Annotated in this window: 12 protein-coding genes; 8 read left to right on the forward strand and 4 right to left on the reverse strand. The window is 61.7% G+C overall.

What is annotated here, in order from left to right; translation table 11 throughout:
• Positions 1–981 carry a bifunctional riboflavin kinase/FAD synthetase gene (locus tag AC0V8S_RS27190; protein WP_475434497.1) on the reverse strand — a complete coding sequence of 327 codons (981 nt, stop codon included), beginning with the start codon at positions 979–981 and terminating at the stop codon, positions 1–3.
• Between the two features lie 6 nt (positions 982–987).
• A complete protein-coding gene (locus AC0V8S_RS27195) occupies positions 988–1,848 on the reverse strand; it encodes a TIGR01459 family HAD-type hydrolase (protein WP_183458176.1) in 861 nt (286 codons plus the stop codon).
• Between the two features lie 302 nt (positions 1,849–2,150).
• Between AC0V8S_RS27195 and AC0V8S_RS27200 the strand changes: the two genes are divergently transcribed.
• Positions 2,151–4,136: a TadE/TadG family type IV pilus assembly protein gene (locus AC0V8S_RS27200; RefSeq protein ID WP_475434499.1), complete on the forward strand. Its 1,986-nt coding sequence runs from the start codon at positions 2,151–2,153 to the stop codon at positions 4,134–4,136.
• Between the two features lie 116 nt (positions 4,137–4,252).
• Positions 4,253–4,885, forward strand: a complete 633-nt coding sequence (locus tag AC0V8S_RS27205; protein WP_027054935.1) for a LysE family translocator — start codon at positions 4,253–4,255, stop codon at positions 4,883–4,885.
• 114 nt (positions 4,886–4,999) lie between these two features.
• Here the strand turns inward: AC0V8S_RS27205 and AC0V8S_RS27210 are convergent, their stop codons facing one another.
• Positions 5,000–5,824, reverse strand: coding sequence for a DUF2189 domain-containing protein (locus tag AC0V8S_RS27210; RefSeq protein WP_096456761.1), 825 nt, complete (start codon positions 5,822–5,824; stop codon positions 5,000–5,002).
• Between the two features lie 294 nt (positions 5,825–6,118).
• On the opposite strand from AC0V8S_RS27210, the gene AC0V8S_RS27215 reads away from it, so the two are divergent.
• A complete protein-coding gene (locus AC0V8S_RS27215; protein WP_475438707.1) occupies positions 6,119–7,342 on the forward strand; it encodes a TadE/TadG family type IV pilus assembly protein in 1,224 nt (407 codons plus the stop codon).
• A 79-nt stretch (positions 7,343–7,421) separates the two neighbouring features.
• A complete protein-coding gene (locus tag AC0V8S_RS27220) occupies positions 7,422–7,937 on the forward strand; it encodes a CAP domain-containing protein (protein WP_475434501.1) in 516 nt (171 codons plus the stop codon).
• A gap of 87 nt (positions 7,938–8,024) precedes the next feature.
• On the opposite strand, the gene AC0V8S_RS27225 is transcribed toward AC0V8S_RS27220, so the two are convergent.
• A complete protein-coding gene (locus tag AC0V8S_RS27225; RefSeq protein WP_475434503.1) occupies positions 8,025–8,492 on the reverse strand; it encodes a 2-oxoglutarate and iron-dependent oxygenase domain-containing protein in 468 nt (155 codons plus the stop codon).
• Between the two features lie 319 nt (positions 8,493–8,811).
• Between AC0V8S_RS27225 and AC0V8S_RS27230 the strand changes: the two genes are divergently transcribed.
• The 4 genes from AC0V8S_RS27230 to AC0V8S_RS27245 all read left to right on the forward strand — a co-directional run bounded on the left by AC0V8S_RS27230 (position 8,812) and on the right by AC0V8S_RS27245 (position 13,493).
• On the forward strand, positions 8,812–10,056 hold the full coding sequence (locus tag AC0V8S_RS27230; RefSeq protein WP_475434504.1) for an ABC transporter substrate-binding protein: 1,245 nt from the start codon (positions 8,812–8,814) through the stop codon (positions 10,054–10,056).
• Positions 10,057–10,140: 84 nt separating this feature from the next.
• On the forward strand, positions 10,141–11,094 hold the full coding sequence (locus AC0V8S_RS27235; RefSeq protein WP_475434505.1) for a carbohydrate ABC transporter permease: 954 nt from the start codon (positions 10,141–10,143) through the stop codon (positions 11,092–11,094).
• Positions 11,091–11,957 (forward strand): carbohydrate ABC transporter permease, encoded by an 867-nt coding sequence (locus tag AC0V8S_RS27240; protein ID WP_475434507.1) that lies wholly within the window; start codon positions 11,091–11,093, stop codon positions 11,955–11,957. Before AC0V8S_RS27235 ends, AC0V8S_RS27240 begins: the two co-directional genes overlap by 4 nt.
• Positions 11,958–11,975: 18 nt before the next feature.
• Positions 11,976–13,493: a DUF5060 domain-containing protein gene (locus AC0V8S_RS27245; RefSeq protein ID WP_475434509.1), complete on the forward strand. Its 1,518-nt coding sequence runs from the start codon at positions 11,976–11,978 to the stop codon at positions 13,491–13,493.
• Positions 13,494–13,503: the final 10 nt, after the last annotated feature.

The following is a 13,503-nucleotide window of genomic DNA, read 5'->3' on the forward strand; positions in this document are numbered from 1 at the left end:
TCAGAACGCCACGGAAGCGTCCAGACCGGATAGCGGCTTGACGCCGGCAAGCAGCGCGCGTGCTTCGGCTTCATCGCGCTTCATCTGCACCACCAAGGCATCGAGTCCATCAAATTTGATCTCGCTGCGCAGGAAGCCGAAGAACGAGACCTGGCAGGTCTCGCCATAGAGATCGCCGGAAAAATCGAAGACGAAGGTTTCCAGAAGCGGCGCGCCATTGTCATCGACAGTCGGGCGGCGGCCAAAGCTGGCGACACCGTCATGCAGCGTGCCGTCGGCGCGCCGGAAGCGGACGGCATAGATTCCTTCCTTGAGGGTGGCTTCCGCGGGAAGCCGCATATTCGCCGTGGGAAAGCCGAGCGTTCGTCCGAGTTGCTGGCCGCCGACGACCTCGCTTTCCACAGTGAAGCGATAGCCGAGCAGACCGGCGGCCTCGGCCACCTCGCCATTGCAGAGCAAGGCCCGGATCCGGCTCGATGAAACCACCTCGGCGCCCTCGTCGCGAAAGGCGTCGACAAGTGTGACGCCAAAGCCATGGCGTTCGCCGGCCGCCATCAGATAGGCCGGTCCGCCCTGGCGATCCTTGCCGAAATGGAAATCGAAACCGGTCACGGCGTGGGTGATGCCGAGCGTCCTTTCCAGCACGTCGGTGACGAACGCTTCCGCCGACAGCGAGGCGAAGTCGCGCGTGAATGGCTGCTCGACGAGTGCGGCAAAGCCCAGCAATGACAGAAGCCGCGCCTTCATCGGCGGCGGCGTCAGCACGAACAGCGGCATGTCAGGCCTGAAGACCTTTCGCGGATGCGGTTCGAAGCTCAGCACCAGGGCCGGCACGTCACGCCGCACAGCCTCGGCCAGCGCCCGTTCGAGCACCGCCTGATGGCCACGGTGGACGCCATCGAAATTGCCGATCGCGACAACGCCGCCACGCAGGTTGGCGGGCAGCGGCGCGGTTGCCGAGAGATGCTGGAAGGCTACCATTGCCACCTACTGCAGTCTGACCATGACGGCCACCGGACGATAGCCGTGCCGTTCCAGGAAGAGCCCGAGTTTTGCCGGGTCCGGCCGGGATGCATCGCCGTAGTCGCGGGCATGAATGCCGCCGGAAACATAGAGAACGTCGAAACCATTGTCGGCCGCGCCCTTCACATCGGTCATCATCCCGTCGCCGATGGCCAACACCTGAGAACGCTCAACCGGCCGGCCAAGCACCTCCGCCACCTCCTTCATCGCAACGTCGTAGACGGGCGCATAGGGCTTTCCGGCGATCAGCGTGCGGCCGCCGAGCTGGGCATAGTCGCGCGCCAGGGCACCGGCGCACCAGATGATCCGTTCGCCGCGCTCCACCATGATATCGGGATTGGCGCAGATGAACGGCAGGTTTCTGGCCCGCAATCGGCGCAGCATTTCCGCATAATCCTCAGGCTTCTCGACCTCGTCATTGAACAGCCCGGTGCAGACAACGCCGGCGGCTTCGAATTCCTCGACGAGATCGACATCGAGGCCGTCATAGAGGGTCAGGTCGCGGTCGGCGCCGATGTGGAAAACCTTGCGTGGCCCCTCCGCGATCAGGTCACGGGTCACGTCGCCCGAGGTCACCACACGGTCGTAGGCTGACGGCGGAACGCCGATTGCGCTCATCTGAGCCACGACATCGGTGTTGCGGCGGGGCGAGTTGGTAATGAGGACAACGGGAATACCGGCTGCCCTTGCCTTGGCCAGCGCCGCCGCGGCAGCGGGAAAATGCCATTCGCCATTGTGCACCACGCCCCAGACATCGCAAAGAATTGCCGAATAGGCTTTCGAGACGTCTTCGAGCGAGCCGACGATTTCAGGCGAATCCGCCATGCCGTTTCCTTCAATATGAGCGTTGCGAGTGCCCCGGCCGGACGGTTCGCCGCAGCGGGTTCGAATTATCCGAACCGATCCATGCTGTCACCAGCTTTCACGCATCGTCAGTTGATCGGCAAGTTCCCCTGACTAAGCAGGGCGTTTTGTGTTGAACCGCATCGCGGCCGCTGCCCTCGCATTGGTTAGCGGTTGGTGAAGCGCCAACCAAGCAATAGAGCGGTTTCCCAAACCCGTCCTTCAGCGTTTTGTGAAAAGTTGGCGTCAAATCGAGAATCCGCCGGCGGGGGCCGCTGCAAGACATGCATGAAATCTGGCGCCAGTTCCGCCGCGACAGACGCGGAAACTATGCTCTTATGACAGTCGTGGCGATGGTGCCGTTGATGGGCGGCCTGGCGATCGCGGTCGACTTCACCGAAATGAACCGCGAAAAGCAGATGGTGACGAATGCGCTCGATGCCGCCAACTTCGCCACGGCGCGCCGGCTGACGGAAGGCGCGACCGACGACCAGTTGAGAGCCTATGCGCTCGATTTCTTCAATGCCAACCTGAACGATGTCGATCCCGCCAGCACGACGCTCAACGTCACTTTGCCGAGCAACACCAGCGGCGGTGGCCTGCTCACGATGACGGCGCAGCTTGCCTACAAGCCCTATTTCTATCCTGCCTTCGCCCAGATGGTCGGCAAATCCGCGACCGATGCGAACCAGAGGATCAGCTTCAACGTCACCTCCCAGGTGCGGCTGAAGAACACGCTGGAAGTTGCCCTGGTGCTCGACAATTCCGGATCGATGACCACACTCGGCACCGGCTCTGGACAAAAGCGCATCGATCTTCTCAAGACTGCGTCGAAGCAGCTGGTCGACACGCTGGCCCAGCAGGCGGTCATGATCAAGCAGGTCGACAAGCCGGTGCAGTTCGGCCTCGTGCCCTTTGCCGCTTCGGTCAATGTCGGCCCCGGCAATGGCAACGCGTCGTGGATGGACACCGAAGGCCTGTCGCCGGTGTCGAACGAGAATTTTGACTGGTCGACGCTGAATGCGGCCAACAAATACGCCCAGCAGACCAACGGCATCTGGTACAAGCGCGGCACTGGCTGGGGCACCGAGGAAGGCCAGATGCTGACCCGGTTTTCGCTGTATCGGGACATGAAGGTCGTCACCAACCACGAGCGTGTCGTCAACAGCAAGCGGGTGGTTTGCGACGAGTACAATTCGAACAACACCTGCAGACGCAGCCACGACGAATATGACTACATCGATTCCTACGGTCCGTTTGCCAGCTGGCAGGGCTGCGTGGAGGCCCGGCCCTACCCCTACAATGTCAACGACACCCCGCCATCCGGCGGCTCGGCCAACACGGGCATAGGCGTCGGCGATCCGGCAACGATGTTCGTGCCGATGTTCGCTCCCGACGAGCCCGGCAATCACTGGAAGCTCACCCAGGACCCCGACGAAGCCGCCCCGGTGACCTACGGCGCGGTGAACAGCTGGTGGAACGACGATCCTTCGAGCAGCACCGGCCAAACGCGGCTGCGTAACATGGCCAAATATTTCCAGCCGCGGCCGATCGATGCGCCGGCGCTGCCCTCCGGCAATGGCCCGAACTACAGCTGCACCACCAACCCGATCACGCCGCTGACCGATGTCAGCGTCACCGATGGGGCCACCGCGATCAAGGCCGCGATCGACCTGATGCAGCCGAATGGCGGCACCAATGTTCCCGAGGGCCTGGCGTGGGGCTGGCGGGTGGTCTCAAGCGGCGAACCGTTCACGCAAGGGCGCCCGGAAACCGAGAAGGGCAACGACAAGGTGGTGATCGTGCTGACCGACGGCGCCAACACCTACTACACACCCTCCTCGCTGGGCTATTCAGATCCCGCCAACTCGAAATCGACCTATGCGTCCTACGGCTATCTCAACCCCGGCTATAACGGCACCTCGGTCGGCCGCATGTTCATGGGCACATCGAGCGCCATCGGTCAGCTCGACTATTCGAACGGCAATTACACCAACGCACTCAACGAACAGATGGCAACGCTCTGCAACAACGCCAAGGCAGCCAACATCATGGTGATGACGGTGGCGCTCGACCTGTCGACGACCAAGGCAAGCGACAAGCTGGCGATCGATGCGCTGAAATCCTGCTCGTCGGACTCGCGCTTCCGCAAGGACCCGACGGATCCGACCAAGCCGGTGAAGCTGTTCTGGAATGCGACGGGCGCCAGCCTGTCGAACGATTTCAAGGAAATCGGCAACGAACTGTCGAACCTGCGGGTAGTCGGCTAAAGCCGTCTGGCGCAACGCCTGGCGCCGCCAAGCCCTTGCAGGCGCGTGCGATCACGGGCACAGAGGAGCCGCTCGCGGGATCGCGCATCCATCGCGGCACGCTTAGGGGACGAACAATGCCCGATACCGCCAATCATATCGCCTTCGCGCTGGTCTGCCTCGGCATGGTGCTGACGCCAGGCCCGAACATGATCTACCTGATCTCGCGTTCGCTGTCGCAAGGGCCGAAGGCCGGACTGATCTCGCTTGGCGGGGTCGCGGTCGGCTTCCTGTTCTATGTGGTGTCGGCGGCGTTCGGCATCACCGCGCTGCTGCTCGCCGTGCCCTATGCCTATGACGCGCTGCGCTTTGCCGGCGTGCTCTATCTCTTGTGGCTTGCCTGGCAGGCCGTGAAGCCTGGCGGACGTTCGCCGTTCCAGGTGCGCGACCTGCCGAAAGACCGGCCGCGCAAGCTGTTCGCCATGGGGCTGATGACCAATCTGCTCAACCCCAAGGTGGCGGTGCTCTATCTGTCGCTGCTGCCGCAATTCATCAGCATCGGCAAAGGCCACGTCCTGTCGCAGCTCTTGGTTCTGGGCGCGACGCAGATCTCAATCAGCCTGACCGTCAATGCCATCATCGCGGTGACGGCCGGCTCGATCGCCACCTTCCTTGCCGGGCGGCCATTGTGGCTGGTCATCCAGCGCTGGATGATGGGAGGCGTGCTGACGGCGCTGGCGCTGAAGATGGCGACCGACGCTCAGCGCTGAGCCCTTCCGGCAGAGCATGGTCCCAAAACCGGTTCCCACTTTTGGGGATCATGCCTTAGTTGAGCATGATCTTTTCCCAAAACCGGTTCCCACTTTTGGGGATCATGCCTTGGCCTACATCGGCCGGCGGATCGGCCGGATCTGTGCCGGCTCGACCACCTTGCGGTAGAGGTGCCAGGTGGCGTGGCCGAGGATCGGCATGACCACAGCCAGTCCGGCAAACAGCGGGATGGAGCCGATCACCAGCAGCACCGCAACCAGCAGCCCCCACAGCGCCATCTGCAGCGGGTTTGCCATCACCGCCCGGGCCGAGGTTTCGATTGCCGAGACGGCACCGACATCACGGTCGAGCAGCAACGGAAAGGCGATCACCGTTGTGGCCAGCACCACTACGGCAAAGACAAACCCGGCCGCGTTGCCAAGCAGAATCAAGGTCCAGCCCTTGCCGGTCGTCAGCACGTCGCGAGCAAAGGCACCGATCGAAGCCGGCGGCTGGTCGCCGAACAGGCTGGTGTAGATCGATTGCGCGGTGAACAGCCACAGCAGGAACAGCGCAAACAGCATGATGCCGATGACCGCGATCGACGGCAGCGCCGGGGAACGGCGCACATCCAGCGCATGGCGCCAATCCGTGTTCATGCCGAGTTCGCGCCGGCGGCTGATCTCGTAGAGCCCGATCGCGGCAAAAGGCCCGACCAGGGCAAAGCCTGACATCAAGGGATAGACGAGTTGAATGGCGTTGGAACCCGACGACCATTGGGTGAGGATCAGGCCGACAATCGGATAGATCAGACACAGAAACACGTAGTGGGACGGTTTTGCCCAGAAATCCTCGGCGCCGAGCTTGAGCGCGTCCCAGAGATCCGTCGTGGTGATGCGGCGCACCGTGGGCTGCACATGCATCCCATACGCGTCCGCCATGACATGAAAGCCGGCCATAACCATCCTCCCGTGTGTCGGGGGCGGTCACGCGGTGAGGCCGCCCGTAGCTGCCACTGCAAGAACGAGAGTGACGATAGCAGATCTGGCGCCGGTTGTCGCCGCGTCAATGGCTGGAACCAGTCGTTGTCGTGTTCATCTCCGGCTATTGCCCCTCATTGAGCGTGCCGGACGGCCTTCGTTTGGCGAGCCACCTCGCCTCATTTCAGAATCTATGCATTTTAGCTATTGCTTAAATTACTCATAGAGACCCCAAGCGTATCACCTAGGCATTGCAAACCTTGGCGGCGGACGATGTTTACATTGAGGGGCTTCTGGCCTTCGAAGCGGGGCAACTTTGCCATGGCGACCGCCATAGCGATGCTGCCGATAATGGTTGTCGTGGCCGGCACGATCGATCTGACGGGCACGAGTGACGACGCCGCGCAATTGCAGAACTCGCTGGACGCGGCAGGGCTTGCCGTCGGCACGAAGTACCTGCCCAGCATGGCCGCGAGTGATGTCCAGGGACTTGGGCTGACATTCTTCGCGGCCAATTTGAGCCTCGCCGACCAGCAGGAATATTCCGACAGCGTCTCCGCTTTTTCGACAACCGCCAGCGGCGACCCGAGCGCCTATTACATCTCGCTTTCATCCAGCATCAACCATCCGAGCTTCATCAATGGCGCGGCCCCCTGGCCAGCTCACCGCTCGGCCACGGTCAAGATGAACCCCGGTGCGCAGGCCTGTGTGCTGGCGCTCGATCCACATGCGTCGTCAGCCGTAAGCCTGCAGGGCTCGACCAATGTCTCTATGACCAGCTGCGTCATCGCGGCAAACTCGGACGCGTCCGATGCCGTCAGCAGAGGCGGTTCCGCACAGGTTTCAGCGGGCTGCGTCTCGACCGTCGGCGGCACTTACGGGCTTTCGCCGCCCAGTGCCAATCTTACCTGCGGAGCCCCGCTCGAACATCAATATGCATCTTTCGATCCTCTGGCGGACGTCGTCCCTCCCCCCTACACATTGTGCCTGCCGGTCCCGAACGGCAAAACCTATACGCTGTCGCCCGGAACCTATTGCGACAAGACGTTGTCGGGAAACATCACGCTCAATCCGGGCGTCTACATCTTCCGTGGCGTCACCATAAAGCCCGGCGGCAACGGCAGCCTGACCGGTCAAGGCGTGACCCTGTTCCTCATGGAGGGCTCACAGATCACCATAAATGCCAATGAACAGGTGAACCTATCGCCACCCACCAGCGGTCCCTACGCCGGCATCACCATATTCGAGAACCGCGGCAACACATCGGCCTTGACGCTGAATGGCGGTGCAAATTCCGTGATCAGCGGTTTCGTCTACGCGCCTGACGCGGCGGTTTCCTTTGCCGGCAACTCAGATATGAGCGGTCAGGGGGACTGTCTGAGGCTTGTTGGCTTGACCGTGCAGATGACGGGAAACTCATCCATCAAAACCGACTGCTCGGCCGTGTTTGGAAATCGCGAAATGTATGCCAGCCGGATGATCACGCTTGTCAAATGAGCGGTTAGCCTCTCATTTCCATCCCAGATTCTGCCGCCCTGCCCGGCAAAAGCCATGATCGCCATTATGTCAGGTGGGCATGATGATCGCGAAAACTGCAAACTCCCCGATCCCGAATCCGAACAGGCACACGTTGCTCATGGTAGCTGGCCTCGCGGCCCTTGCCGTGCTTTCCGCCTGCAGCACCGTCTCAGTCCCGACGGGCGAAGGCGCAGGCGTCTCTTCCTCGGCCACTGCCACTCTGGCGGGCCTGCGCGCCACAGCCGGGCTCGGCCCGCTGACGCCGGACACCCAACTCGAGCAGGCGGCGCTGCAGCAGGCCGGCTACATGGCGTCGCGGGAGCGCATGAGCCACACCACCGGCTGGGGCAAGGATTTCGCCTCGCGCATGAAGGACAATGGCGTGCGGGGAGCCGCGGCCGAGAACATCGCCGAAGGCCGCTTCGACCAGCAAGAACTGTTCGACATCTGGATGCATTCGCAGGGCCACCGGCGCAACATACTCGATGCGGATTTCAGCCGCTTCGGGCTCGCCTATGTCCGCGACGGACGTGACCCCAACCTGCGCTATTGGTCGCTGGTTCTCGGCAGGTAGCGTCACACACTTTTGGGCGGCATGCATTTTCCTGTTTGATGCATGTCGTTATCCCGAAAACCGCTACGCACTTTTGGGCGACATGCATTACTTCGTCGTCGCCTTGAATTTTTCCATCAGATAAGGGCCGGAGCGCACCGGTGCGTATCTCGGCGCCTCGCCATCGGCAAGACAGGCGTCGAGCACCTTGATCTCGGCATCCCAGTTCGGCTGGTGGAAGAAGGCCATGGACTGGCGCCGGTCCCTGCCGCCCTGATCGGCAGGCGGATTGACCACACGATGCACGGTGGAGACCCAGCGGTCGTTAGTCCAGCGCGCCAATCCCTTGTAGGGCGCCCTCGCGCGCTGCTTCTGCTGCGGCGGCAGATCGAAGAAGGCACGTGCCTTTGACCATGCCGCGTCGATCACCGCCTGCGGAATGCCGTGGTTGGTCACAGCCAGGAATCCGGTGTCGCGGCAGATGCGGTCGACCTCGGCGCCGAGCGTCTTTTTCTCCCGCGCGCCCGCGTTTTCGAACCGCTTGAGGTCGAATACCGGAAATGTCGCCTGCATCATTCTCGCATCCAGATGGTCGCCCGCCGGGACGATGCAGTCGGGTTCGGCAATAGGCTAGGACCAACCGACCTGTCCGTCCTAGTCCATATGCGCCAAAGGCGCGACCCCCGACCTGCGATACTTGGCCTTGGGCAAGTAGCCGCCGACCAAGCGGCCGCACCGATCTTTGCAGAGCCTGCGTTCCGGCGCGTGCCGCCGATACCGAAGATGTCGAGCACCACTCTTCATCTCATTATACCAGTTGACATGATGATTAATATAACTAGGGTCGGCTTCGCAGGCTCAGCGCATCTTGAGGGAGCCCGACGAGGAGGAAACTATGCAAACGTCGAGGAAAATTCGGCGCATAGCGCTTTTGAGCGGTATCGCCATGATGGTCGCCGGCGCGGCGTCGGCCCAGGAGATCAAGGTCTGGACTTTGACCTTCGCCAACGATTCCGCAAACAAGGCCTGGTCTGACATCGTGAAGGAGTTCGAGGCCGCCAATCAAGGCGTCACCATCAAGGTTGAGGGCCGCGGCACGGATGAACACAAGTCGGCGCTACGCGTCGCCTCAGGTTCCGACCAGGGACCAGACATCTATTTCATGTGGGGCGGCCTCGGCCTTGGCGGCGAATTCGTCAAGGCGGGACTTAGCTTACCGCTCGACAAATACTACGCCGAATACAAATGGGACGACGAACTGCTCTCACCGGCGCTTTCCTTTTCCAAGCAGTATGAGGGTGGCAGGCACGGCGTACCCTACACATTCCACGGCGAGGCGCTCTACTACAACAAGGCGCTGTTCGAGAAGGCCGGCATCACCACGGCCCCCGCGACCTATGATGAGCTCATCGCCGACGCCGAGAAGCTCAAAGCCGCCGGCATTCCGGCGATCACCTTTGGCGGAACCGTCAACTGGCACGTCATGCGTCTCATGGATATGATCCTGGAAACCAAATGCGGCGTCGAGAAGCATGACCAGCTGATGAGCATGCGGGTGAGCTGGGCCGACGAGGCCTGCGCCACGGCCTCCTTCGAGGAGTTCCACAAATGGACATCGAATTACACGCTGAAGCCGTTCATGGGCATCGATCAGGCGCAGTCGTTCAATCTCTTCCTCGGCAATCGGGCCGCCATGATGCTTGAAGGCGACTGGCTGGTGGGACAGCTCAAGGGCGAAAACCGCACAGCCGATTTCGGCCTATTCGCGTTCCCGACCGGCACCGACCGCCTCTATGGCTTCGCCGAGTACAACTACATTTCGACCAAGAGCAAAGTTCCCGACATCGCCGCCAAATTCCTGAACTATCTGGAATCCACCGACGTGCAGCAAAAGCACCTTGGCGACTTCGGCTCGATCTCGGTCAACAAGAACGTAAAGTACACGAGCACCGAACCGCTCGACCAGAAATGGATCGAGATTTTCGGCAAGTTCCCGTCGACATTCGTCAATGGCGACCAAGCCTTCCCGCTCGATGTCACGACCGAATATTTCCGGGTCATCAACGAGGTTGCCAGCGACAATCTCGATCCCAAGGCGGCAGCTGCCGAGCTGCAGAAATTCATCGGCAACCGCAGCTGACATTGAACCTCGCGATGGCCGGCCCCACAAGCCGAAGGCCGGGGCCGGCCAGCCGATTTTTTCGCACCGCTCCTGGGACGATACATGGCTGTGAACATTTCCGCCGCCGATCGCCATGCGCGAATGCCGACCCGGTCAGGTCAGCTTCGCCGGAAACTGCAGGATCCGACCCTGCAGGGACTGATGCTGCTGGCGCCTGCGGTGCTGGCCTACGCAGTCTTTGCCTTCTACCCGATGATCGACGTCATCCAGCTCAGCTTCATGAAATGGAATGGACTGAACGCGGACAAGCATTGGGTGGGGCTCCACAACTACCGCTACGTGCTGCACGACGATCCGGTGTTCTGGGTCGCCTTCAAGAACACGCTGATCTGGACGTTTCTGTCGGTCATCTTCCCGCCGCTGATCGGCTTTGGGCTGGCGCTCGGCCTCAACCAGAACATCCCCGGTCGCTCGCCGCTGCGCGCTCTGTTCTACATGCCCGTGATCATCGCGCCGATCGCGGTGGCAACGATGTGGCGCTGGATGTTCGACCCTTTCTTCGGGCTGTTCAACAGCCTGCTCTCCGCGGCCGGATGGGCCAACCTGATCCAGGATTGGCTGGGTGACCGCAGCGTCGCACTCTATTCGGTCTTCATAGGCTATGTCTGGGAGGTCGCGGGCTTCTCGATGGTGTTGTTCCTGGCCGGGCTGCAAGGGGTCTCACAGACGCTGATCGAAGCCGCCCGCATCGATGGCGCAGGACGCTTCCAGCTGTTCCGCTACGTGACGCTGCCGGCGCTGAGGCCCACCATCACCATCGTCCTGATCCTGTCGCTGATCAACTCGCTGAAAGCCTTCGACATCGTCTACGGCATGACCGGCGGCGGACCGGCGCAATCGACGCAGATGCTGGCCATGTGGGCCTATACACAAGCCATGCAACTCGGTGACTTCGGCCGCGGCAGCGCCATTTCCGTCGTGCTTCTGCTCATCACCGTCGCCGTCGTCATCCCCTACCTGCGCTGGACGCTCAAGCGGCAGGAGGCCTATCAATGAGCGGCGGCGCCAGCCCCTTTCGCCAGGCCGGCGCGGAGCGGGTGGATCCGCTGCTGGTGGCACTGTGGATCGCGCTGATCATCGTCGCCATGATCTGGATCGCGCCGTTCGTATTCATCATCTTTACGTCGCTAAAATCGAACGCGACGGTGATGGGGAGCGGCGCGTTCTCGCCACCGACCAGCATCGCCTGGGAGAATTTTACCAATGCCTGGCGGCGCGGCGATTTCGGCACAACGGTCGTCAACAGCACCATCATCACCGTCATCAAGGTGCCGCTCGGGCTGATGATATCGGCCATGGCCGCCTATTCGCTGAGCCGCATCCAGATCCGGGGACACAAGGTGGTCTTCCTTGCCATCGTGTTCGGCACGATGATCCCGTTCCAGGTGATGCTGGCGCCGATCTTCAAGCAGGTGAACAGCTTCGGGCTGATCAACACCTATGTCGGCATCATCCTGCCCTATCTCGCCTTCGGCGTCCCTTACCAAGTGTTCATCCTGCACGGTTTCTTCAAAGACGTGCCGAAGGAACTGAGCGAGGCGGCGCTTATCGACGGCGCGTCGCATTTCACCGTGTTCCGGCGCATCTTCCTGCCGGTGTCGCTGCCGGTGCTTGCGGCGCTGCTGATCCTCGACTTCGTCGCCACCTGGAACGAATTCGCCATGGCACTGGTCATCCTGCAGGATCCGGATCGCTGGACGCTGCCGCTTGGCCTGATGTCGTTCCAGAGCCAATTCGCCCGCGACTACGGTCAGCTCAACGCGGCGATCGTGATGACGGTGCTGCCGGCGGCGATCGTCTACCTCATCTTCCAGCGCTACTTCGTCTCGGGGCTGACATCGGGCGCGGTCAAGGAATAACAACGCAAGGAACCACGCATGGCCGACGGCACGACAGTCGAGAAATGGGACATATTCGAGATCGAACTGAAGGGGCCCGCGGGTGGCAATCCCTTTGCCGAGATCGAGTTCTCCGCCAGTTTTTCGCAAGCCAGCCGCAGCGTCGCGGTTCCCGGCTTCTACGATGGCGACGGCACCTATCGCATCCGTTTCATGCCGGACAATGAAGGCAGCTGGAGCTACGTCACGCACTCCACCATTCCGTCACTGGCGGGCAAGAGCGGCGCCTTCGAGGCAACGGCACCTTCGTCCGGCAACCACGGCCCGGTGCACGTGCGCAACAAATTCCATTTCGCCTATGCCGACGGCACGCCCTACTTCCCGTTCGGCACCACTTGCTATGCCTGGACGCACCAGCCGCTCGACATGCAGGCCGAGACGCTGGCGACGTTGAAGACGGCACGTTTCAACAAGTTACGCATGGGCGTCTTCCCGAAGGACTATCCCTTCAACACCAATCCCGCACTGTATGCGATCTTCGAGACCGGGCCGGACGGCAAGGAAGACTTCGACCGGCCGAACCCTGTTGCATTCCGCCATTTCGAGACGCAGGTCGGCGCGTTGCGCGATCTCGGCATCGAAGCCGATATCATCATCTTCCATCCCTATGACCGTTGGGGTTACGCCAACATGAGCGCGGCCCAGGATTTCCGCTATGTCGCCTACCTCGCCGCACGGCTTGCCGCCTACCGCAACGTCTGGTGGTCGTTGGCCAACGAGTACGATTTCCTGCTCGACACCAAGCCGATGGCGCAGTGGGACCGCTACTTCCATATCCTCGAGGAAAACGACCCCTACCAACATCTGAAATCGATCCACAATGGTGAGCAGTCGATGAATTTCGACCACCGCAAGCCATGGGTCAGCCATGTCTGCATCCAGAACTGGGATGTGAAACGCACGCCCGAATGGCGCGACGCCTACGGCAAGCCGGTCGTCAACGACGAACCTGAATATGAAGGCAACATCGTCTTCCCCTGGGGCAACATCAGTGCCGAAGAACTGGTGCACCGCTTCTGGCTCACCGTCATGCGCGGCGGCTATGCCGGGCATGGCGAAACCTACATGCACCCCCAGGATCTAATCTGGTGGGCCAAGGGCGGCCGGCTTCACGGCGAGGCGTGGAAGCGGATCGGCTTCCTGCGCAACCTCATCGAAGAGGACGTCAGCAATGGGTTGGAGCCGATGGGCCACAACGGTGCCTGGCCGTGGAGTCGGGTCTCCGGCGCCAGAGACGGCGATCTTCGCTACATCTATCTTGGCGAGCATCAGCCGGTCATCTGGTCGACCGGCCTGCCGCTGGAAGATGGCGACTACGACGTCGATGTGATCGACGCCTGGGAGATGACCGTGACGCCGGCGAGGAAAGTGGCGGCGCCGATCCCGCATCCAACACGCCATGGCTCGGTCGTGCGCGGGGGCAAGGCGGACGCTGCTTTCGGGGTCGAGTTACCCGGCAAGCCATATCAAGCCATCCGCGCCAGGCCACGGCGCTAGTAAACGGGGC

It is taken from the genome of Mesorhizobium oxytropidicola (assembly GCF_056174625.1).

What these genes read in the sequence shown, in the direction of transcription:
- AC0V8S_RS27240 (WP_475434507.1), top strand. Translation starts at nt 11,091, where the DNA reads ATGAGCGGCGGCGCCAGCCCCTTTCGCCAGGCCGGCGCGGAGCGGGTG.
- AC0V8S_RS27215 (WP_475438707.1), top strand. Translation starts at nt 6,119, where the DNA reads ATGTTTACATTGAGGGGCTTCTGGCCTTCGAAGCGGGGCAACTTTGCC.
- AC0V8S_RS27210 (WP_096456761.1), bottom strand. Translation starts at nt 5,824, where the DNA reads ATGGCCGGCTTTCATGTCATGGCGGACGCGTATGGGATGCATGTGCAG.
- AC0V8S_RS27235 (WP_475434505.1), top strand. Translation starts at nt 10,141, where the DNA reads ATGGCTGTGAACATTTCCGCCGCCGATCGCCATGCGCGAATGCCGACC.
- AC0V8S_RS27205 (WP_027054935.1), top strand. Translation starts at nt 4,253, where the DNA reads ATGCCCGATACCGCCAATCATATCGCCTTCGCGCTGGTCTGCCTCGGC.
- AC0V8S_RS27230 (WP_475434504.1), top strand. Translation starts at nt 8,812, where the DNA reads ATGCAAACGTCGAGGAAAATTCGGCGCATAGCGCTTTTGAGCGGTATC.
- AC0V8S_RS27195 (WP_183458176.1), bottom strand. Translation starts at nt 1,848, where the DNA reads ATGGCGGATTCGCCTGAAATCGTCGGCTCGCTCGAAGACGTCTCGAAA.
- AC0V8S_RS27225 (WP_475434503.1), bottom strand. Translation starts at nt 8,492, where the DNA reads ATGATGCAGGCGACATTTCCGGTATTCGACCTCAAGCGGTTCGAAAAC.
- AC0V8S_RS27190 (WP_475434497.1), bottom strand. Translation starts at nt 981, where the DNA reads ATGGTAGCCTTCCAGCATCTCTCGGCAACCGCGCCGCTGCCCGCCAAC.
- AC0V8S_RS27220 (WP_475434501.1), top strand. Translation starts at nt 7,422, where the DNA reads ATGATGATCGCGAAAACTGCAAACTCCCCGATCCCGAATCCGAACAGG.
- AC0V8S_RS27200 (WP_475434499.1), top strand. Translation starts at nt 2,151, where the DNA reads ATGCATGAAATCTGGCGCCAGTTCCGCCGCGACAGACGCGGAAACTAT.
- AC0V8S_RS27245 (WP_475434509.1), top strand. Translation starts at nt 11,976, where the DNA reads ATGGCCGACGGCACGACAGTCGAGAAATGGGACATATTCGAGATCGAA.